This is a genomic window from Dactylosporangium aurantiacum, from assembly GCF_000716715.1.
GTDB classification, from domain to species: Bacteria; Actinomycetota; Actinomycetes; order Mycobacteriales; family Micromonosporaceae; genus Dactylosporangium; species Dactylosporangium aurantiacum.
The window spans coordinates 101,875-121,456 of record NZ_JNYJ01000003.1; the positions used below are offsets into that span (position 1 = coordinate 101,875).

Annotated in this window: 20 protein-coding genes; 12 read left to right on the plus strand and 8 right to left on the minus strand. The window is 73.4% G+C overall.

Features of this window, described 5'->3' with window-relative positions; genetic code table 11:
• The first annotated feature begins 39 nt into the window (after positions 1 to 39).
• Positions 40 to 1,500, plus strand: coding sequence for an adenosylhomocysteinase (gene ahcY / locus OP18_RS04115; protein ID WP_033357357.1), 1,461 nt, complete (start codon positions 40 to 42; stop codon positions 1,498 to 1,500).
• On the opposite strand, the gene OP18_RS04120 is transcribed toward ahcY, so the two are convergent.
• Positions 1,494 to 1,910: an SRPBCC family protein gene (locus OP18_RS04120; protein WP_033357358.1), complete on the minus strand. Its 417-nt coding sequence runs from the start codon at positions 1,908 to 1,910 to the stop codon at positions 1,494 to 1,496. The genes ahcY and OP18_RS04120 overlap by 7 nt on opposite strands.
• A gap of 55 nt (positions 1,911 to 1,965) precedes the next feature.
• On the opposite strand from OP18_RS04120, the gene OP18_RS04125 reads away from it, so the two are divergent.
• The 4 genes from OP18_RS04125 (at position 1,966) to OP18_RS04140 (ending at position 5,830) form a co-directional block, all read left to right on the plus strand.
• Complete coding sequence (locus tag OP18_RS04125) at positions 1,966 to 2,370, plus strand: GNAT family acetyltransferase (protein WP_052386206.1); 405 nt, start codon at positions 1,966 to 1,968, stop codon at positions 2,368 to 2,370.
• Positions 2,371 to 2,418: 48 nt separating this feature from the next.
• Positions 2,419 to 3,102, plus strand: a complete 684-nt coding sequence (locus OP18_RS04130) for an SHOCT domain-containing protein (protein ID WP_033357359.1) — start codon at positions 2,419 to 2,421, stop codon at positions 3,100 to 3,102.
• A 183-nt stretch (positions 3,103 to 3,285) separates the two neighbouring features.
• Entirely contained in the window at positions 3,286 to 4,749 is a 1,464-nt protein-coding gene (locus tag OP18_RS52020; protein ID WP_052386207.1) for a hypothetical protein, read from the plus strand.
• A gap of 202 nt (positions 4,750 to 4,951) precedes the next feature.
• Positions 4,952 to 5,830, plus strand: coding sequence for an LLM class flavin-dependent oxidoreductase (locus OP18_RS04140; protein WP_033357360.1), 879 nt, complete (start codon positions 4,952 to 4,954; stop codon positions 5,828 to 5,830).
• Positions 5,831 to 5,835: 5 nt separating this feature from the next.
• Here the strand turns inward: OP18_RS04140 and OP18_RS04145 are convergent, their stop codons facing one another.
• The 6 genes from OP18_RS04145 to OP18_RS04170 form a co-directional block, all read right to left on the minus strand.
• Positions 5,836 to 7,470, minus strand: coding sequence for an NAD(P)/FAD-dependent oxidoreductase (locus OP18_RS04145; protein ID WP_052386208.1), 1,635 nt, complete (start codon positions 7,468 to 7,470; stop codon positions 5,836 to 5,838).
• The gene (locus OP18_RS04150) at positions 7,457 to 8,719 is read right to left on the minus strand and encodes a cation:proton antiporter domain-containing protein (RefSeq protein ID WP_052386209.1); all 1,263 of its coding nucleotides are present in this window, start codon (positions 8,717 to 8,719) and stop codon (positions 7,457 to 7,459) included. The genes OP18_RS04145 and OP18_RS04150 overlap by 14 nt, the downstream gene beginning before the upstream one ends.
• Positions 8,716 to 9,570 carry an LLM class flavin-dependent oxidoreductase gene (locus tag OP18_RS04155; protein ID WP_052386210.1) on the minus strand — a complete coding sequence of 285 codons (855 nt, stop codon included), beginning with the start codon at positions 9,568 to 9,570 and terminating at the stop codon, positions 8,716 to 8,718. Before OP18_RS04155 ends, OP18_RS04150 begins: the two co-directional genes overlap by 4 nt.
• Before the next feature lie 143 nt (positions 9,571 to 9,713).
• Positions 9,714 to 11,006, minus strand: a complete 1,293-nt coding sequence (locus tag OP18_RS04160) for a ferredoxin reductase family protein (RefSeq protein WP_245635252.1) — start codon at positions 11,004 to 11,006, stop codon at positions 9,714 to 9,716.
• A gap of 171 nt (positions 11,007 to 11,177) precedes the next feature.
• Positions 11,178 to 12,653 carry a DUF1996 domain-containing protein gene (locus OP18_RS04165; protein WP_033357362.1) on the minus strand — a complete coding sequence of 492 codons (1,476 nt, stop codon included), beginning with the start codon at positions 12,651 to 12,653 and terminating at the stop codon, positions 11,178 to 11,180.
• Positions 12,654 to 12,839: 186 nt separating this feature from the next.
• On the minus strand, positions 12,840 to 13,733 hold the full coding sequence (locus tag OP18_RS04170; protein WP_033357363.1) for a DUF4437 domain-containing protein: 894 nt from the start codon (positions 13,731 to 13,733) through the stop codon (positions 12,840 to 12,842).
• A gap of 89 nt (positions 13,734 to 13,822) precedes the next feature.
• Between OP18_RS04170 and OP18_RS04175 the strand changes: the two genes are divergently transcribed.
• The 3 genes from OP18_RS04175 to OP18_RS04185 all read left to right on the plus strand — a co-directional run bounded on the left by OP18_RS04175 (position 13,823) and on the right by OP18_RS04185 (position 15,785).
• A complete protein-coding gene (locus OP18_RS04175) occupies positions 13,823 to 14,401 on the plus strand; it encodes a TetR/AcrR family transcriptional regulator (protein ID WP_033357364.1) in 579 nt (192 codons plus the stop codon).
• The gene (locus OP18_RS04180) at positions 14,398 to 15,141 is read left to right on the plus strand and encodes a maleate cis-trans isomerase family protein (protein WP_033357365.1); all 744 of its coding nucleotides are present in this window, start codon (positions 14,398 to 14,400) and stop codon (positions 15,139 to 15,141) included. Before OP18_RS04175 ends, OP18_RS04180 begins: the two co-directional genes overlap by 4 nt.
• Before the next feature lie 62 nt (positions 15,142 to 15,203).
• Positions 15,204 to 15,785, plus strand: coding sequence for a hypothetical protein (locus OP18_RS04185; protein WP_033357366.1), 582 nt, complete (start codon positions 15,204 to 15,206; stop codon positions 15,783 to 15,785).
• A gap of 25 nt (positions 15,786 to 15,810) precedes the next feature.
• Here the strand turns inward: OP18_RS04185 and OP18_RS52025 are convergent, their stop codons facing one another.
• Positions 15,811 to 16,848 (minus strand): hypothetical protein, encoded by a 1,038-nt coding sequence (locus OP18_RS52025; RefSeq protein ID WP_156089282.1) that lies wholly within the window; start codon positions 16,846 to 16,848, stop codon positions 15,811 to 15,813.
• 34 nt (positions 16,849 to 16,882) lie between these two features.
• Between OP18_RS52025 and OP18_RS04195 the strand changes: the two genes are divergently transcribed.
• From OP18_RS04195 to OP18_RS04210, 4 genes are all read left to right on the plus strand, one after another.
• Positions 16,883 to 17,407 (plus strand): GrpB family protein, encoded by a 525-nt coding sequence (locus OP18_RS04195; protein ID WP_033357367.1) that lies wholly within the window; start codon positions 16,883 to 16,885, stop codon positions 17,405 to 17,407.
• A gap of 146 nt (positions 17,408 to 17,553) precedes the next feature.
• Positions 17,554 to 17,790: a hypothetical protein gene (locus OP18_RS04200; protein WP_033357368.1), complete on the plus strand. Its 237-nt coding sequence runs from the start codon at positions 17,554 to 17,556 to the stop codon at positions 17,788 to 17,790.
• A gap of 64 nt (positions 17,791 to 17,854) precedes the next feature.
• A complete protein-coding gene (locus OP18_RS04205; protein WP_033357369.1) occupies positions 17,855 to 18,808 on the plus strand; it encodes a sigma-70 family RNA polymerase sigma factor in 954 nt (317 codons plus the stop codon).
• Positions 18,801 to 19,556 (plus strand): DUF899 domain-containing protein, encoded by a 756-nt coding sequence (locus OP18_RS04210; protein WP_033357370.1) that lies wholly within the window; start codon positions 18,801 to 18,803, stop codon positions 19,554 to 19,556. Before OP18_RS04205 ends, OP18_RS04210 begins: the two co-directional genes overlap by 8 nt.
• Positions 19,557 to 19,582: the final 26 nt, after the last annotated feature.

The following is a 19,582-nucleotide window of genomic DNA, read 5'->3' on the forward strand; positions in this document are numbered from 1 at the left end:
CCAAGGGCGCCTCCTGTCACCGGGAGGTGACCTCAGGCTATGCACAAGTATCTGCAGACGCGCAACGGGATCGAGTTCGCCGTTGCCGATCTCTCCCTCGCGGCCGCCGGCCGCACCCAGATCCGCCTCGCCGAGCACGAGATGCCGGGCCTGATGGCGACGCGCCGGGAGTTCGCCGACGCGCAGCCGCTGCGGGGCGCGCGGATCGCCGGTTCGCTGCACATGACGGTGCAGACGGCGGTGCTCATCGAGACCCTGGTCGCGCTCGGCGCGCAGGTCCGCTGGGTCTCCTGCAACATCTTCTCCACCCAGGACGAGGCCGCCGCCGCGGTGGTCGTCGGCCCCGACGGCACCGTCGAGGCGCCGAAGGGCACGTCGGTGTTCGCGTGGAAGGGCGAGACCCTCGCCGAGTACTGGTGGTGCACGGACCAGCTGTTCGACTTCGGCGACGGGCTGGGCCCGAACATGATCGTCGACGACGGCGGCGACGCCACGCTGCTGGTGCACAAGGGCGTCGAGTTCGAGGCCGCGGGGCGGGTCCCGCAGCCCACGGACGCCGACTCCGAGGAGTACGCGCTCGTCCTCGGTACCCTCGGCGACAGCCTCGCCAAGGACGCCCGGCGGTTCACGAAGCTGGCCGCCGGCATCCGGGGCGTCACCGAGGAGACCACCAACGGCGTCAAGCGGCTCTACAAGCTGGCCGAGGCCGGTGAGCTGCTGTTCCCGGCGATCAACGTGAACGACTCGGTGACCAAGTCGAAGTTCGACAACACGTACGGCATCCGGCATTCGCTGCTGGACGGCATCAACCGGGCCACGGACGTGATGCTCGCCGGGAAGCTGGCGGTCGTCTGCGGCTACGGCGACGTGGGCAAGGGCGCGGCGGAGGCGCTGCGCGGCATGGGCGCCCGGGTCGTCGTCACCGAGATCGACCCGATCTGCGCGCTGCAGGCGGCGATGCACGGGCTGCCCGTGGTGCGCCTCGGCGACGTGGTGGAGACGGCCGACCTGTTCATCACGACGACCGGCAACAAGGACATCATCATGGCCGCCGACCTGGCCAGGATGAAGCACAACGCGATCGTCGGCAACGTCGGCCACTTCGACAACGAGATCGACATGGCGGGTCTGGCCCGGGTCCCCGGCATCGTGAAGAACGAGATCAAGCCGCAGGTGCACGAGTGGACGTTCCCCGACGGCCACGCGATCATCGTGCTGTCCGAGGGCCGGCTGCTCAACCTCGGCAACGCGACCGGGCACCCGAGCTTCGTGATGTCCAACAGCTTCACCAACCAGACGATCGCGCAGATCGAGCTGTTCACGAAGCCGGACGCCTACGAGCGTCAGGTGTACCGCCTGCCGAAGCACCTCGACGAGAAGGTGGCGAAGCTGCACCTCGAGGCGCTCGGCGTGCGGCTCACCGAGCTGAGCAAGGAGCAGGCGGAGTACATCGGCGTGGACGTGGCCGGTCCGTACAAGCCGGAGCACTACCGCTACTGACGGTCGGTGCTCTCCTCGCAGAACCGTTTGAATCCCTTGAGGTCCATGTGCAGCCGGGCGTGCAGTGCCGCGTCCGGCTGCCGCTCGAGCAGCTGCACCATGCTGTCGTCCAGTTGCACGACCGCGACCACGTTGGTGGCGTCCTCGCCGAGCGGCTCCAGCCAGAACGACTCCACCAGCGCGTCGCTGTCCCAGCGGACGAACCGGCCCGGCTCGACGTCGTTGAGCACGGCGTCGACCTCGACCCGCCGACCGCCGATGTCGAACGCGAGGTGCGCCGCGGTGTCGTGGACCGGCGTGACGCCGAGGACCCCGGACATGAACCGGGAGTATTCGCTGAACCGCACGAGGTGCTCGTAGGCGGACATCGGCGGCACCGCCACCCGCATCGAGTCCTGGGTGACAATCATGGGGACCACCCCCTTCGCAGTTTCAACCGTACGCGCAGAAACGGGCAGCCTCGTCGTGACGCACCTGCGGCAGTTCGAGTGGACCGACTACGACGCCGTCGTGGCCGTCTGGGCCGCGGCCGCCCGCGACGTGGTGCCCCGGGCGGAGCTGGAGGCGAAGCTGGCCCGCGACCCGGAGCTGTTCGTGGTGGCCGAGACGCACGGCACGCTCAGCGGGGTCGTGATGGGCACGTACGACGGCCGCCGAGGCTGGATCCTGCGACTGGCCGTGGATCCGCGGCACCGGCGGCAAGGGATCGCGACGCGGCTCGTGCGGGAGGTCGAGCGCCGCCTCGCCGCGCTGGGCTGCCCGCGGGTGAACCTGCTCGTGCTGCCGGACAACGCGGCCGGGCTGGCGTTCTGGCAGGCACTGGGCTATCTGCCGTGCCCCGATGTGCTGTGCACCAAGCCGCTGGGGTGAGTCGGTTTCCGGACACGGCCGCATCGACGCCGGTGCCACGCTGTGCGGATGCGACTGACCATGCGGGCAGGGGCGAGCCTGCTGCTGGGGTTCACCGGCATCGTCGTCGCCGGCGCCGGGCTGAACCGGCTGCTGGACATCGGCACGTGCGCGTCGGGCGGCCCGTCCGTCATCGCGCGGCAGTGCCCGGAAGGCACCACGCTGTGGTCGCTGCTGCTGCCGGTCGGGTTCGTGATCTGGATGGTCGGCCTGTTCCTCAGCGAGGAGGGCCTGGTGAAGCCCGGCACCGGCCAGGTCGTGTGGACCGCCGGGTTCACCGGCGGCGGGGTCGCGCTGCTGGTCAAGGTGCTCACTTCGCCGATCGAGCCCGGCGCGAAGGCCGGCCTGTACGTGGTCGCCGCCGTGTTCATCCCGATGGGGCTGGCGTTCGGTGTCACCGGAATCGTGCAGCTGGTCCGTGCCCGCCGCGGCGACCCCCGCTCGCGTGGGCGTTCCACCGGACGCAAACCCGCGACTGCCGCCGGTGACCCGCACCTGAAGCGCCTGCACCGGCTGCGCAGCATGGGCGCCCTCACCCGCGCCGAGTTCGACCGGCTCAAGCACGACCCGGCGACCGCCGCCGACCGGCTCGCCCTCATCCAGCAGCTCGCCGAGCTGAAGGCGTCCGGGGTACTGACCGCCGAGGAGTTCGAGGCGAAGAAGCTCGCCACCCTGCGAGGCGAGCACCGCTAAGGGCGGCGAGCACCGCTCAAGGGCGCCGGGCACCGCTCAAGGGCGCCGGGCACCGCTGAGGGCCGCGAAATCCGGTGTACCGCCGCGCACCGGCGGCCGCATACTGTGCGGCTGACCGTACGGTCGGCGCCCGGGCGGCCGCTGACACGCGGGACCGGCGGGCCGACCGGGACGGGGTGCCGGATGGCCGACGAACGCACCGACGAGGAGATCCTCCGACGGCTGCACCGCGGGCTGCGCGAACGCCGCTCCCCGCAGGACGTCGCGGTGGACCTCGTGGCGCTGCGGGCGGAGCGGTGGCTGAGCGCCGTCGGCGCCCGCGACCTGTACGGCCTGATGCGCCGCCGCAACGCCTGGCAGGGCGCGACGGATCCGACGGCCTGGTCGATGCCGTCGGTGTGGCGGCACCACCCCGGCCTGACCCGCGCGTACGCCGCGGCCGGCACCGCGATGGCCGCCGTCACCGCGTCACCCGCCCCGCACGCCGACCCGTCGGACCCGGCCGCGTTGCGGACCTGGCTGGGCTGGGCGACCGGCGTGCTGGGCCTGCCGGGTGACCCGCCGCCGGCGGCCCGCCCCACCACGCGGCGACGGCCCGTCCCCGTCGGCACCTGGAACGGCACGACGTATCACCGGCTGCCGAAGCCGGCCGGCGCGCGCGGCGACCGCGGCGGCCACGTCGACGCCCGCGCCCGGATGGACGCGGCGACGCGGCGGGAGCGGCTGCCGGGGGTGCCGGTGCGCGCGTACCGCCGGGCCGTGCGGGCCGTGCTGCACCTGCAGCAGCGCACCGAGGTCCTCGCCGCGGAGCGCGACCGGGAGGCGGCGGTGGCGTTCGGCAAGGCCCGCCTCGCCCACCTGGTGTCCGCGGAGGACTTCGTGGCGTGCCCGGCGACGGCCGCGTTCACCGCGTACTACGTGGCCCGGCTGAACCTGCGGACCCGGTTCACCTCCGGCCGGCAGACCCGGCCGATGGACAGCCTCGGCGAGGCGCTGCTGGAGGGTGCGCTGGCCGCGCCGACCTGCCGCCCGGCGGTGCTCGCCGCGGTGCTCACCCGGTGGCGGGTCCTCGACCTGCTCAGCGATGCCGAGTGCGGCGCGCTGCTCGGCCGGTACTACGAACAGATGGCAGCGTGCGCGCGGGCGTTGCGCGCCTCGTACGAGCCGGGCCGCGACCCGCGGCACATGATCGTGCGCGCGGGCGACGACTCCTCGACGTGGAACGCCGCGTCGCGCGCGTTCAACCAGGCCCGCACCGGCTGGCTGAACCTGACCCGCGGCCTCGGCTACGACGACCTGGCGGAGGCGTCCTGCCCGGGCAAGGTGCCCGCGCTCGTCGCCGCGGACGTCGCCGCCTGGCACGCCCGGGAGGGCCACGACCAGCACGTCGACGTGCGCGTGTGGGCCGACCTGCCGCTGCCGTGGGACGTCGTGCTCGGCGACGACGAGTGCCCCGCCGACCTGGTCCGCGACGCGTGCGAGCGGCACGGCGTGGACCCCGAACGGTCCGGCTGGACGCAGCCGTTCCGGCAGGACCTGACCGAGCTGCCCGAGCCGGCGCCGGACCTCGTCCACGGCGTCGCCGTCGCCTCGCCGCTGCTGGCCACGGTGCTGCGTCGCGCCGGGATCTTCTCCGGCCAGGCGTGAACGGGGTTGCGGGCGGTGCCGGGATCGGCGAAGCTGGGCGGACGCGGCGGTAGCTCAGAGAGCCGGAGGAGGCTCCGGCCAGGCAGAGCGGGTGGCTCACAGACCTTCCACCCCGTCCCCGTTTCGACCACGGGTCGCCGCGCGACGGTTGCGCGCGGCGACCGGCGGACCCGCCGGTCGCCGCGGCACCTAGGATTCCGGGATGCGTATCGGCGTGCTGCTGCTCCCGACCGACCCGTGGCCGCAGACGGTGGCCCGGGCGCGGCACCTCGAGGCGCTCGGCTACGCGCACCTGTGGACGTACGACCACCTGTCGTGGCGGCGGTACCGGGAGCAACCGTGGCACGCGGCGATCCCCTGGCTGACCGGCCTCGCCGGGGTGACCGACCGGGTGCGGCTCGGCACGATGGTGACGTCGCCGACGTTCCGGCACCCGGTGTCGCTGGCGAAGGAGGCGATGACCCTCGACCACGTCAGCGGCGGGCGGCTCACCCTCGGCGTCGGCGCGGGCGGCACCGGCTTCGACGCGACCGTGCTGGGTGAGGCGGTGCGCACGCCGCGGCAGCGGGCCGCGCGGCTCGCCGAGTTCGTCGAGGTGCTCGACGGGCTGCTGCGCGAGCCGGCGTACTCGCACCGCGGCGAGCACTACGTCGTCGACGACGCCCGGATGCTGCCCGGCTGCGTGCAGCGGCCGCGGCTGCCGCTGGCGCTCGCGGCGGCCGGGCCGAAGACGCTCGCGCTCACCGCGCGGTTCGCCGACGCGTGGATCACCTTCGGCGAGCCGGACGCCGCGGACCAGTCACCGGCCGCGATCGAGGCCGCGGTGCGCCGGCAGGCCGCGATCCTCGACGAGCGCTGCGCCGAGCTCGGCCGCGACCCGGCGACACTGCAGCGGATCTACCTGGTCGGCAACACGGCGGAGCGGCCCCTGGCCAGCGTCGCGGCGTTCGAGGACTTCGTCGGCCGGTACGCGGCGCTCGGCTTCACCGACGTCGTGTTCCACGACCCGCGCCCGGGCGACCCGGTGTGGACCGAGGACCCGGCGATCGTCGACGCGATCGCCGGGCGCCTCCTGCACTGAACGGGTCAGGCGCTCAGCACCCGCTGCGCGGCGATCGGGATGGTGGCCCGGTCGTACTCGAAGAACTGCCGCAGCGGCGCCGGCCCCACGGTGCGGCCCCACTGGTGGATGAGCCGCTGGGTCTCCGCCGACCCGTCGTGCCAGCGGCGCAGCACGTCGTGCAGGTTGAGCGGCTCCGGGGACGCCTCGCCGTCGCCGAGCAGGTACGCCAGCCGGGTCACCGCCTCGGCCGGGTCGAGCTCGCCGCGCTCGACCTGCGTCATGACGTCGAAGCAGGCGTCGAACTGCACCTGGGCCGCGGGCAGGTCGGGGCAGAACGAGCCCGGTAGTGCCCCGCCGTGCAGGCGGTCCAGCACCCGCTCGTCGCCGGTCTCCAGGTAGCGGTAGTAGGTGCCGGCGATGCGGATGACGCCGAAATTCCACGCCAGGTACCACATCTTCGACCAGGCCCGCCACAGGTCGAAGTCGCGGAAGGCGATGTAGGACCCGGCGATGAGCTTGTCGTTGTTCTCCAGGATGCGCTGGTTGAGCGTCTCCAGGTACGCGAACCGGGCGGCGGTGAAGTCGCGGTCCTTGCGCGCGGCGAGCAACCGGGGCACGAACGCCTCGATGACCGCCATCGTGTTGGCCATGCCGCGGCTGAACAGCGCGTCGATCGCGCCGGCGGCGTGGCTCATGAGGATCCAGCGGTCGCCGACGGTCTGCCGGGAGGAGAACTGGGTGCGGCCGGTGGAGATCCAGCGGAACGCGGACGTGGCGCCGGCGAACTGGCGGGCGATGGTCGGGTAGCGGGACAGGAAGTCCGCCCATTCCTGCTCGGGGGTGACCCCGTCCCGCTTCGGGAAGCGCCTGGTGTCCAGGCTGAGCCCGACGCTGACGAGGTCGGACTCCGACGCGTCGTGGTTGTCGAACGGGATGACCCACAGCCAGCCGCCGTCGAACAGGTGGTGCAGGGTGCCCTGGTGCCACGGGTTCGGTTGGCCGCTGGACTCCTCGACCGCGTCGTACGGGGTGACGCCGCGCATGTGGGTGAAGATGGTCCGGGAGTCGGTCCTGAACCGGCACGGCTCGTCGCGCAGCCCGTACCGGTCGGCGAGGACGGAGGTGCGGCCGGTGGCGTCGACGACGTAGTCGGCGGTGAACACCTCGCCGTTGTCGAGCTCGACGGTGGCGCCGGCGTCGGTGATGTCGATCGCGCGGACCCGGACGCCCTCGCGGGCGGTCGCGCCGTAGCGCACCGCCGCCTCGAACAGGTACTGGTCGATGTCGGCGCGCATCAGGTGCGACTCGGGTCCGAACGGTCCCTCGGAGACGGAGCACTGGGTGACCTCGTACGGGTCGTGCTCGACGCCGGGGCGGTGGTAGACGAACCCGAAGTTGGTCTTGACCCCGCACCGGCGGCTCGCGTGCTCGCGGATGCCGCCGCTGGTGGACACCTGGGCCAGCTCGGGCACGTCGTAGCGGGCGGCGAGCAGCCGCAGCAGGAACGACGTCTCGCCGATCGTCGACTCCCCCAGCGCGAACCGCGGGTGCCGGGCGGCGTCGACGATGCCGACGGACACGCCCTGCCGGGCGAGGATGGCCGCGACGGTGCTGCCGCCGATGCCGCTGCCCAGCACCATCACCTCAACGTGCGTCATCGTGTGCGTCCTCTCGCGGTCGGGGGTCCGCGGCCGCCGCGCCGCGGGAGTCGAGCAGGGCCAGCAGCGGCCCGGTCGCCACGGTGGTCAGCACCGCCGTGACGACGAGGATCGTGTACAGGTGCGGGTGCAGCAGCCCGAGGGACAGCCCGACGCTGAGCACCACCAGCTCGGTGAGGCCGCGGGTGTTGAGCAGCACGCCGAGCGTCCAGCTGTCGTGGGCGCCGAGGCCGCACAGCCGGGCCGGCAGCGCCGTGGCGAGGATCTTCCCGGCGGCCGCGGCGACCACGGTGCCGAGCAGCACCAGCAGGTCGACCGGGTCGAGGCCCGGCACGTCGACGCCCATGCCGGCGATGACGAAGAACGCCGGCAGCAGCAGCGCGCTGCTGGTGTCGGCGAGGCGGGTGGTGATGAGCTCGATGGTCGGCCGGTGCCGGGGCAGCGCCAACCCGAGCACGAACGGCCCGAAGATGCTGTGCAGCCCGATCGTCTCGGTGTACCAGGCGCTCAGCGCGGCACCGACGAGCACGAGCACCAGCAGCGCCTGCGGTGAGGCGCGGTCGAGCCGGCCGCTGCGCTGCGCCCACGCCAGCAGCGGCCGGACGGCGAACAGCATCACCAGCACGAACGCGACGGCGAGCGGCAGCGGGGTCCAGCCGTGCCCGCCCTTGCCGGCGATCGACACGACGACCGACAGCACGCTCCACGCGGCCAGGTCGATGAACGCGGCGCAGGCCAGCGCGACGGTGCCCATCGTGGTGCCGGCCAAGCCGCGGTCGCGCACGATGCGGGCCAGCACCGGGAACGCGGTCACGGCGAGGGCGGTGCCGATGAACAGCAGGAACGCGATCAGGCCGGGCGGGGTGCGGTACAGCGGCCAGATGCCGGCGGCGAGCAGCACACCGAGGCCGAACGGGATCACGGCGGCGCTGACCGCGACGGTGCCGATGAGCCGCGCGTTGCGCCCGGCGACGATGGTCTCGACCTCGGCGCCGACGACGAGCATGAAGACGATGAGGCCGAGCTGCGCGACGACCTGCAGCGACGGCAGCACCGACTTCGGGATGAGGGTGTCCATGACGCCGGGGGCGGCGGCGCCGAGCAGCGACGGTCCGGCGGCGATGCCGGCGACGATCTCGCCGACGACGCCGGGCTGGCCGAGCCGCTCGAAGAGCACCGCGCCGAGGCGGGCCAGCCCGACGACGACGGCGAGGCTGAGGAACACCTGGGCGAGCGCGGCGCTGGTCATCGCGGATCGGCCTCCGCGACGGCGGGCCCGGCCGGCGCGGGCTGTGCCGCGTGTTCGTCCGGCGGCGCCTGTACGGGCACAGCCGGCGCTGCGCGCCGCTCCGGCGGGGCCGTGTCGTGCGCGGGCGGCCGCTGCTGGGGGATGCGCAGGGCGGCGCGTTCGCGGGAATGCTCGACGCCCGCCTTGGCCTGCGCGGCGGCCATCTGCCACGCGGTGGTCAACGGGTGCTTCGAGCCGAGGCCCAGCGCGGCGGACGCGCCGAAGGACAGCATGCCGGCGCCGAACCGGCCGGCGAGCCGCGGCCCGGACGGGGAGCGGAAGACGGCGACCCGGACGTCGAGCCGTTCCTGATACGGGGCGAGGTGCAGGTACGCGTCGCGCAGCTCGAACCAGTCGGTGCGGCGGGTGACCGGCCCGTCGAAGCGCAGCAGCTCGGTGATGACCTCGAGGGACTCCTCCATCATCCGCCGCGCCTGCATCGGGTCGTGGCCGATCATCGTGGCGTCCAGCGCGAGGGCGCCGGCGCCGACGCCGAAGACGAGCCGGCCGCGGGTCAGGTGGTCGAGCTGGATGATGCGGTCGAGCAGGGTCAGCGGGTGGTGGTAGGACAGGGTGCTGACGCCGGTGCCGAGCCGGATGCGGCTGGTGCGCTGCGCCGCGGCGGCGATCATCAGCTCGGGCGCGCCGATGATCTGCCAGCCGCCGGAGTGGTGCTCGCCGAACCAGAACTCGTCGAAGCCGAGCCGGTCGCAGAGCACGGCGAGGTCGAGGTCGCCTTCCAGCTGCAGGGTCGGATTGTGGGTGGGGCGGTGGATCGGGAACATGAGCACCCCGAAGCCGATGCGGCCCATGCGTCCTCCCCGTTGGCACGCTCCACTGTCCTGCACACTAACGGCTGAATTTGGGGTCGCCAAGCGTCATAGTCGACCACCAATGGTGCTGACCACGACACATTGGCGGCGTACTATTCTCGGGCCGTTTTGCACCGGGCCGGTCACCAGGCGAACCGTTCGCGGTGCAGCCGCGCGGGCGGCACGCCGAGCGCCCGGGCGGCGCGCAGCACGGCGTCGGTCCACGCGTCGGGGCCGCACACGTACACGTCGTGCTCGGCGAGGTCCGGGGCGAGCGAGCGCAGCGCCTCGGTGTCGGTGTAGTCGGCGTAGCCGGCGGGCAGCCAGGACCCCGGTGCGGCGCGCGGACCGACGAGCGGCACGAGGCGCACCCCGCGCCGCCGGGCGAGCCACTCCAGCTCGGGCAGGAACGCGACGTCGGCGGGGTGGCGGGTGCGGTAGACGAGGGTGGCCTTGGCGTGGCCGTAGGGCAGGTCCCACAGCAGCGCCAGCAGCGGGGTGACGCCGACGCCGCAGGCGAGCATGGTGACGGGCCCGCCGGAGTACGTGTCGGCGGTCATCCGCCCGTACGGCCCCTCGATGAGGACCCGGGTGCCGGCGCGCAGCGCGGCGACGCGGGCGGTGCCGTCGCCGACGGTCTTCACGGTGATGCGCAGCCGGTCGGCGCGCGGCGGGCCGGACAGCGAGAACGGGTTGCCGCGCAGGGCGCCGCGCCCGTCGAGGAACCGCCACACGAAGTACTGCCCGGCGCGGGCCGGCAGCCGGTCGAGCCGGCGGCCGGTCAGGTACACCGAGACCAGGCCGGGCGCCTCGGGCACGACCTTGTCGACGGCGAGGCGGTGTCGCAGGGTGCGCCACACGGGCAGGCCGAGCCGGAACAGCACGGTCGCGCCGGCGGCGAGCAGGTAGGCGCCCCACCAGTACACCCGCGCCGCCGTTGACTGCAAGTCGCTGCCGAGGACCAGCTCGTGCGGTAGCGCTAGGGCGACGCCGAGGTACGCGTACAGGTGCAGCAGGTGCCACGACTCGTACCGCAGCCGCCGCCGCACCGACCGGACGGACGTGCCGACGACGAGGATCAGGGCGGCCAGGCCGAGCACCGCGACGATCATGCTCAGGTCCCCGGTGAGCAGCGGCCACCAGGTCGGGGCGGGACGGGCGGCGAGGGCGAGCCCGACGTGCGCGAGGAGCAGGTGCAGCGACGCGTGCCCGGTCCAGCGGTGCCAGCGGGCCAGGGTGTCGCGGCCGTACGTGTGCTCCAGCCACGGGATGCGGGCCATGAGCACGACCTGGAGCAGCAGCAGGTCCGCGGACCACAGCCCGGCCAGCCGGCCGGCCGCGGCGACGCCCTGCGGGGCCGCGTCCCGGCCGGCCAGCCACAGCGCGGTGACGACCACCAGGCTGGCCGCCGCGACGAATCTCGCTGCCGTTCGCACAGTGTCCGAATGTAGGAATCGCGGTGGTGCCGCGACACCGCTTGTGAGCATGCCGACGAATCTCGAAAAAGCGTTATCGGCCATTGCCGCGCACGTGACGGACAATGCGACGGAAATGCCGACGGCCCCGCCTGGCAGGCGGGGCTGTCGGTTTCGTTATGAGCGTTCGGGTCAGCCGCCGGCGAACGTCGGCTCGATGCCGCACTTGGCCTTGGCGTCGAGGCAGATCTTCACCAGCGGGCCGAGCTTCTCCGGCTTCCAGGCGTTGACGAAGTCGCCGTGCATGGAGGAGGCCATGCCGGAGGACAAGGCCAGGCCGTTGCCGCCGAGCGACTCGTAGTTGACCATGAACGACAGGTTGGGCACGGCCACCGGGTACTGGCCGGTGCACCTGCCGTTCTGGGCGGGCCCCATGTGCGACTTGTGGTCCGGCGAGTCGATGTGCTTGCCGTCCCAGCAGTCCTGGAAGACCAGCTGGAAGATGAGGTTGCCGCCGGGTGCGCAGACGGGCCAGTTGCCGTCGGCGCTTCGGCCGGTCTCGGCGCTGCCGGCGCACCAGAACTGCCCGCCGGCGCCCTTCGGGGTGGCGACCTGGCGTTTCGCGTCGCCGTGGACCATGACCAGGCCGGGCGGGAAGGGCACGGTGACCGACGGGTCGGCCAGCCGCGAGCCGTAGTACACCCGGAAGCTCTTGAGCTTCACCGGCTGCCCGTCGCGGGTCAGCTGCGGCACCCAGTAGGCGCTGTTGTCGCCGGGGGCGTTGCAGTTCGTCGGCCGGTTGAACAGGTCCGCGGGCCTGGTCGCGGCGTCGACGGTGGGGCCGAAGAAGGTGTGCATGTGTGAGGCGCCGGCCAGGCCCGGCAGCACGATCGGGTCGTCCTTGGCCTCGTTGGCCACCGCGCAGTCGGTGTGGAACTCCGCGACCCTGGTGGTGCCCGCCGGCACCGGCAGCTGCTTGATCGCGTTGAACGCGGCCAGCTCCCGCTGCCAGGCGGCCTCGTCGACCGGGACCCAGCCGGCGGCGCCGCCGGCCTGGGACGACGGCGCCGCGGTGGGTGCCGGGGCGCTGCTGGCCGGGGGTGCGACGGTCGCGGTCGCCGGTGGGCGCGACGCCGGGCCGAGGGTCAGGTAGTTGATGTTGACGAAGTCGGCCGGCTGGGCGCTGCGCATCACGGCGACGAGGGTCTGCCGGCCGGTGGGGACGGTGCTCGCCGTCGCGGTGACCGTGGTCCACCGCTGCCAGCCGCCGGTGTACGCGACCGGGAACGTGGCCAGCAGGGTGCCGGTCGGGCTGCCGAGGTGCAGCTCGATCGAGCCGCCGGCGCGGTGCTGCGCGGCGATGCGGGCGGTGAGGTCGGGCCCGCCGATGGTGACGTCGTCGAACTGCAGCCAGTCGCCGTCACGCAGCCAGCCGACGTTCTTGCCGCCGCCGGTGTCGGCGGTGTTCTCCGTCTGCGCCCCGGACTGTGCCGAGAAGGACTCCGCCTCCAGTCGGGTGGCCGGGGCGGTCACCTCCTCGGCGCTGGCGGTGGCGATGTAGGTGCCGGTGGCGCCGAGCGCGAGGGCGACGGCGGCGCCGACGGCCACCCTCCCCCGCCGGTTGGTGCGCCGCGGCGGACCGTTGGACTCTGGTGGTTCAGTACGCATGCCGTTCCTTTTGCTTGCCGTGCGCTGCAATTGTCTGGGCTCTTGCGCAGGCAAGTATGGTTCGGTCGCGATACTTAATTCAAGACGTAAAGGAAGATTTCGAACAGGCCCGGAAACACTGTGCAGGTGCGCCGTTCCAGGCCGGTCGATTACGGTTTTTGGCTTAAGTTTTGCTTATTTCGCCGGTCACTGGCGGGTGGGGTCGGCCCAGCGGCCGGCGCTGCGGGAGCGGACCGGCTCGATGAAGCGCGGCGCGGCGCTGTGCGGGTGGCCGGGGCCCCAGTTCGTGGCGTCGCCGAGCATCTGCACGCTGGCGTTGTCGGTGTACCAGTCGACCAGGTCGGAGTCCGAGCGCACGATCCAGGTGCAGCCGGTCTGCGCGTCGGCGGTGAAGTCGCCGTGGCGGATCAGCGGCGGGCGCCAGAAGTAGGTGCCGGGCCACATCTGCCCGAAGTTGTAGTCGAACCCGCCGTCGAGGCAGTACGCCTCCTCCGAGCACGGGTGGTGCGCGAGCGGGACCTCCCGCCAGCCGGGCTTGGCCTTGATGAGACGGGTGTAGAAGCCGGTCCGCTCGTCGCGGTGCAGCAGCTTGATGTACAGCCCGGGGACCGGCGTGCCGCCCAGGTCGAAGCGCATCGGGCTGCCGTCCTTGACGTCGATCCACGGCATGGCCGCGCTGTCGAGGACCACGAGCCGCTGGTCGGGGCGCACCGTGTCGCGGTCGGCGTCGGTGAGGTCGAAGTGCCAGTCCCCGTACTCGCGGAACAGCAGGATCTGCGTGCCGGCGGTGGCGGTCAGCGGCGGCGTCCACACGCCCTTGGGCGCGGCCCAGTAGCCCTGCGGGCCGAGCGTGGTGCCGCCGATGGTCACCTGCCCGGACAGCACGAACCACTCGGTGTCGGCGTGGTGCACCCCGCCGGGGCGGGACCAGTCGCCGGTGAAGTGGACCTTCAGCGAGGCCGAGCCGTCCTCCTCGTCGTAGCTGAGGTTGCGCTGCTCGGCGTCGCCGGTGGCGTGCTGGAACTCGGCGACGTGCCAGATGAGGTCGCGCTCATCGACGATCTCCACGTGCGGGCGCATGCGTTGCCTCCAGGCTCGGGCTTCGGATGGTTTCCGGTGCGGAATGTATCGCTTACTAGTTTCGAGTACAAGGTGTACCGTCAACCCTCGTGACGCGACCAGGCCGCCCCGCCGGCCCCACCACCGACACCGAGACCGTCGTGCTCACCGCGGCCCTCGACCTGCTGCTGTCCGAGGGCGCCGCGGCGCTCACCGCACAACGCCTGCACCAGGTCACCGGCGTGTCCCGCTCGACGGTCTACCGGCACTGGCCGACACCCGCGGCCGTGCTCGCCGCCCTCATCGACGTCGCACCGACCCCACCGGCGCCACCGTCCGGCGACCTCGCCCGCGACCTGCACGCCGCCGTCGACCAGCTGTGCGACCGGCTCCGCGACCGGCCCGTCGGCGCGTTCCTGCAGGCGCTCATCGTCGCCGCGGCCGCCGACCCGTCCACGGCGCAGCTGCGGCACCGCTACGTCGGCGACCTGCTCACCCCGTTCCACACCGTGCTGCGCACCGCGGGCGTCCCCGCCACCGACCGCGAGGACGCCGTCGCCGCGATCGTCTCGCCGCTGCTGCTCGACGCGCTGCTGCTGGACCGTCCCGCCGCCCGCACCAGGGCGCACCGCATCGTCGACACCGTCGCCCGCCGCCTGGACCCCGCTTCGGAGGCTGAGCCCGCATGACCAACGCCGTCGGGCCCCGCGCCGTCTTCGGCGTCGTCGTGCCCAGCACCAACACCGTCGTCGAGCACGACTACTGGTCCGCCCGCGTGCCCGGCGTCGCCTACCGGGCCGGCTCCATGTACATCCCCGACCCCACCATGAGCGACGACGCCGGGTTCGAGGCACTGCTGCGGCAGATCCGCGCCGCCATCGACACCGCCGTGCGCGACGTCCTCACCGCCGAACCCGACCGCCTCGTCATGGGCATGTCCGCGGAGACCTTCTGGGGCGGCGTCGAGGGCAACGCCGCCTTCGAACGGCGCCTGCACGAGCGCACCGGACTGCCCGTGACCACCGGCGCCGCCTCCTGCCGGGCCGCGCTGCGTGAGCTCGGGTGCCGGCGGATCGCGGTCTTCTCGCCGTACCAGCCGATCGCCGACCGCGAGGTGGGCCGCTTCTTCACCGAGGCCGGCTTCGACGTCGCCGCGATCACCGGCCTGCGCTGCCCCACCGCCATGGACATCGCCCGCGTCCCCGACGACCGGCTGCGCGGCGTCGTCGCCGCTCTCGACGCCCCGGACGTCGACGCGGTCGTGCAGGTCGGCACCAACCTGTCGTTCGTCGCGCTCGCCGAACGCCTCGAGGACGAGCTGGGCAAGCCGGTCATCGCCATCAACACCGCCACCCTGTGGCACGCCCTGCGCTCGCACGGCATCACCGACCGGCTGCCGGGCGCCGGCCGCCTCCTGCGCGACCACTGACGCTGCGCACCGAGCAGGACGGCACGCCGGCGACGCCTCCGGGCTCTGCGACACTGTCCGGCATGGACGACGACGACCGGGACGCGGCCGCGGACGGGCTCAGCGCCGACGACTTCGTCCCGGCCGAGGGCGGCACGTGGCACGGACTGCTGTTCGCCAACCCCGTCGTCGGCCTGCCGCCGCAGCTCACCTGGAGCTTCACGTTCCCGTTCCGGGACGTGGTCCGCGACGGCGACGAGACCGCGCCGGCGCTCACCGTCGAGTGGCTGCCCGTCCCGGCCACGGGCTGGCGCCACCTCGCCGGGCACCACGTGACCTGCGACAGCTTCGCCGAGCCGGCGGAGGCCAGCGTGTACCACCACATCCACCACCGCTTCGACCGCATCGACCTGCGCCTGGCCGAGCAGGACGGCCACCGGCTGCGGGCGGTGGCCACCGTCGCCGGCGACATCGACCGGCTCGGCGTCGATCCGGTCCGCGCCGACGCGTGGCTCACGTTCACCGGCATCCTGGTACAGCTGCCGCAGGTGAGCGACCCCGCCGTCGCCCTCGACCGGCTCGCCGCGCACACCGACCCGACCGGCCTCACGTTCCGCCCCGGCCACCCCGGCGCGGCCCTACGGTTCGCCGCCGCGCCCGACTGACCACAGTGGACCCCCACGCCGCGCGTCAGGCCGCGACGAGGTCCTCGAGGGCGGCCCGGGCGTCGAAGTCCGTCCACCGGTGCGGCGCGTCCGGGCCGAAGCAGCGCCGCCCGATCACGGCCAGCAGCGCCCGCCGGTCGTCGTCGGCGGCGGACACCAGCCGGGCGCGCAGCCGGGCACCCCAGTCGGCCACGTACACCACCGGCGGCGCCGAGCCGAGGAAGACGTCCAGGGCCGGCGCCAGCTCGCCGAGCGGGACCCGGTCCACGGCGGCCGGCAGGACGTGGCACAGCATGATCGGGCCGTAGTGCGGCAACAGCTGCGTGCACCACAGGCGGGCCGCCGGCTCGACCAGCACCGCGCGCAACGCGTCAGCGCCGCCGGGATCCACCGAGCGGATCGCGGCGGCGGCACGCACCAGCGGATCCGGATCCGAACCGGCGAACCGCGACGTGTCGTGGCCCCACTCCTGCAGGGCGAGGACCGCGACGGCTCTGCTTCGCCGGTCCAGCGTGGTGAACGCGCCGCGCAGCCAGCCGGCCGCCGCGGGCCGGTGCCCGGCGAGCTCCGGCGCGTCGAGCAGGCAGGCCAGCACCGCGCGCAACGCCCCCGCCGCGACAGCCGGGTCCGGGTCGGCGCGCCACGGCGCCGCCGCGCCGTGCACCAGGGGACGCAGCGCCCGGCAGGCGGCGACGTCCGCGGGCCACCCGGGCCGGCGCTCCTCCGGCTCGGCGGCCGCTCCCATCACCGACGCCAACCAGTCCAGCAGCGCCGCCCGCACCGGCACCGGGCCGGGGCCGTGCCGCGGCGTCACCGGCGCGAGCCCGCGCGGGTCGTCCAGCGCGGCGACCGCGAAGCGCACCGCCGGCGCCGTCGCGGCGTGCAGCCCACCCTGATGGTGCACCAGCAGATGCAGGTCGAACACCGCCCGGCCGCGCCGGTCGAAGGACCCGTCCAGCAGCCCGGCGAGCACCTCGGGCGTCGACGGCATGCCAGGGTCGTTCTCGTACGCGTGCGGCACCGCGCTCCAGTCGGTCCCCGCCAAGACGTCCTCCGGTCGCACCGGCCGAGCATACGGCTCTGGATAGAGTCCAGCCGTGACGATCGAGCTCCGCGACCACGACCCCCGCTGGCCCGCCGCCGCACAGACCGCCGCCGAGGAGCTGACCACGGCGCTGCCCGGACTGTTCCCCGCCGTCGAGCACGTCGGCAGCACCGCGATCGCCGGACTCGCCGCCAAACCCGTCATCGACCTGATGGCGGCCACCGCCGCCCTCGACGCCGTCGTCGCCGTCGAGGAGGTGCTGCGGCGGCTCGGGTACCGGCGCCTCGAGACCGGCATGCGGGAGCGGCTGTTCTACCGCCGCGACGGCGAGCCCGCCTACCACCTGCACGTCGTCACCGCCGACAGCTGGGACACCCGCAACGAGCGCCTCCTGCGCGACCACCTGCTGCGCCACCCCGAGGACCGCGACGCCTACGGCGCCCTGAAAGGCGACCTGGCCGCCGCCGGGCACGACGGTGCGGCGTACACCCGCGCCAAGACCGACCTCATCCAGCGGATGGTCGACGCCGCCCGCACCCGGCGCGGCCTGCCGCTCGTCGACGTCTGGGAGGACTGACCGTCGGTGCGCGAGCTCGCCGCCCTGCGCGCCGAGCAGGGCCTCCGGGTCGTGATCGACCGTACGGACCGCTGTCGGAGATCGTGGAGGCGGACCGGTACGTCGACAGCGGCCACAACGTCGTCATCACCGTGCCGGGCCGCTGAATGCGCATCCCCGGCTACCCACCGACCGCACCGCTGACCGACGCCACCGGCTGGACCGCCGACCCGCCGTTCTGGCCGGCGTTCCTGCTGCACGCCGGCGCCGCCGCCACGGCACCCGAGGCGTTCGACGCCGACCTGGCCGACCTCGACGCCTACCTGGACCGCTTCACCGACCCCGCCGCGTGGCCGGTGTTCACCGCCCCGGTCGCCGGCGGCACCTCCCCTCAGGCTTCCTAGGATACTAGACGACTCCCCGACCACGCAACGCCACCGCCGACGTGCGCGTGGATAGCATCGAGGCATGGGTGTGGGCGTCGATGAGCTGGAGTCGATGCGGGCCGAGCTGGTCGGGTACTGCTACCGCATGCTGGGCTCGGTGTTCGAGGCCGACGACGCCGTGCAGGAGACCATGGTGCGGGCGTGGAAGCGGGCCGAGCGGTTCGAGGGGCGGTCCAGCGCGCGGGCCTGGGTGTACCGCATCGCCACCAACGTGTGCGTTGACCTGCTGCGGGAGCGGCGGCGGCGGGCGGTGCCGATGGATCTGGGGCCGGCGTCGCCGGCGGCCGCGGTGGTCGGGGCGAGCGGCTCGGCGGACCAGCCGTGGCTGACGCCGCTGCCGACGGACCCCGGTGACGTGGTGGCCGCGCGGGACACGGTGCGGCTGGCGTTCGTGGCGGCGCTGCAGCACCTGCCGGTACGGCAGCGGGCGGTGCTGATCCTGCGTGACGTGCTGTCGTGGCCGGCGGCCGACACCGCCGGGCTGCTCGGGGTCACGGTCGGCGCGGCCAACGCGATGCTGCTGCGCGCCCGGGCGACCCTCGCCGCGCGGCCGGGCGCGGCACGGGCGCGCACGCTCACGGAGCAGGACCGGTGGCTGCTGTCGCGGTACGTGGACGCTTTCCAGCGGTACGACATCGACGCGCTGGTCGGGTTGCTGCACGAGGACGCGGTGCAGCAGATGCCGCCGTTCACGCAGTGGCTGCGGGGCGCGGCGGAGATCGGGCGGTTCTTCCGCGGCCCGGGCGCCGGGTGCGAAGGGTCGGTGCTGGTGCCGACGCACGCGAACGGGGTGGCGGCGTTCGGGCAGTACCGCAACCACGGCGATCGGCATCTGCCCTGGTCCTTGCAGGTGGTGGAGATCGACGGCGGGCGGATCGTGGGGCTGCACTGCTTCCTGGACCCCGATCTGTTCCCGGTCTTCGGGCTGCCGACCGTATATTTCGCGGGCGCCCGTTCGTCGTACAGGCATGGGTGAAAGCAACCGACCAGATGTGGTGTCCCGCGAGGAGTGGCTGGCGGCCCGCCGCGCGCTGCTGATCAGCGAGAAGGAAGCGGTCCGGGCCAAGGACGCGTTGAACCGGCGGCGCCGTGAGCTGCCGATGGTGCGGGTGGACAAGGAGTACCGGTTCGAGGGGCCGGACGGGCCGGTGACGCTGCTGGACCTGTTCGACGGCGAGCGTCAGCTGGTCGTGCAGCACTTCATGTTCCACCCGGACTGGCAGGACGGGTGCGGCAGCTGTACGGCCGCGGTGGACGAGCTGTCCGACGGGCTGCTGCGGCACCTGCGGGCGCGCGGCACGGTGTACGCCGTCGTCGCGCGGGCGCCGTTGGCGAAGCTGGACCGGTACCGGGCGAAGCGGGGCTGGACGATCCCCATGTACAGCTCGTTCGGGTCCGACTTCAACTACGACTTCCACGTGACGCTCGACGCGTCGGTGGCGCCGGTGCAGTTCAACTACCGGGGCCCGGACGAGCTGCGGGCGGCCGGGCTGGACTGGGTCCTCAACCCGGACGACCAGCCGATGGAGCAGCCGGGGATGAGCTGTTTCCTGCGCGACGGCGGCGAGGTGTTCCACACGTACTCGACGTTCGCCCGCGGCACGGAGCAGGTCGGCGGGGCGTACGGCATCCTCGACATGACCGCGCTCGGCCGGCAGGAGGACTGGGAGGAGCCGAAGGGCCGCTCCGGCGCGTCCCGCGGCGCGGTCCCCGACTTCAGCTGAAGGCACCCGGTGGCCGTCCGGCCGAC

Excerpts from the sequence above, each read along its gene's own strand:
- OP18_RS04210 (WP_033357370.1), top strand. The coding sequence starts at position 18,801 with ATGGGTGAAAGCAACCGACCAGATGTGGTGTCCCGCGAGGAGTGGCTG.
- OP18_RS04200 (WP_033357368.1), top strand. The coding sequence starts at position 17,554 with ATGCGCATCCCCGGCTACCCACCGACCGCACCGCTGACCGACGCCACC.
- OP18_RS04205 (WP_033357369.1), top strand. The coding sequence starts at position 17,855 with ATGGGTGTGGGCGTCGATGAGCTGGAGTCGATGCGGGCCGAGCTGGTC.
- OP18_RS04165 (WP_033357362.1), bottom strand. The coding sequence starts at position 12,653 with ATGCGTACTGAACCACCAGAGTCCAACGGTCCGCCGCGGCGCACCAAC.
- OP18_RS04120 (WP_033357358.1), bottom strand. The coding sequence starts at position 1,910 with ATGATTGTCACCCAGGACTCGATGCGGGTGGCGGTGCCGCCGATGTCC.
- OP18_RS04145 (WP_052386208.1), bottom strand. The coding sequence starts at position 7,470 with ATGACGCACGTTGAGGTGATGGTGCTGGGCAGCGGCATCGGCGGCAGC.
- ahcY (WP_033357357.1), top strand. The coding sequence starts at position 40 with ATGCACAAGTATCTGCAGACGCGCAACGGGATCGAGTTCGCCGTTGCC.
- OP18_RS04170 (WP_033357363.1), bottom strand. The coding sequence starts at position 13,733 with ATGCGCCCGCACGTGGAGATCGTCGATGAGCGCGACCTCATCTGGCAC.
- OP18_RS52020 (WP_052386207.1), top strand. The coding sequence starts at position 3,286 with ATGGCCGACGAACGCACCGACGAGGAGATCCTCCGACGGCTGCACCGC.
- OP18_RS04185 (WP_033357366.1), top strand. The coding sequence starts at position 15,204 with ATGGACGACGACGACCGGGACGCGGCCGCGGACGGGCTCAGCGCCGAC.
- OP18_RS04180 (WP_033357365.1), top strand. The coding sequence starts at position 14,398 with ATGACCAACGCCGTCGGGCCCCGCGCCGTCTTCGGCGTCGTCGTGCCC.
- OP18_RS04150 (WP_052386209.1), bottom strand. The coding sequence starts at position 8,719 with ATGACCAGCGCCGCGCTCGCCCAGGTGTTCCTCAGCCTCGCCGTCGTC.
- OP18_RS04130 (WP_033357359.1), top strand. The coding sequence starts at position 2,419 with ATGCGACTGACCATGCGGGCAGGGGCGAGCCTGCTGCTGGGGTTCACC.
- OP18_RS04140 (WP_033357360.1), top strand. The coding sequence starts at position 4,952 with ATGCGTATCGGCGTGCTGCTGCTCCCGACCGACCCGTGGCCGCAGACG.
- OP18_RS04155 (WP_052386210.1), bottom strand. The coding sequence starts at position 9,570 with ATGGGCCGCATCGGCTTCGGGGTGCTCATGTTCCCGATCCACCGCCCC.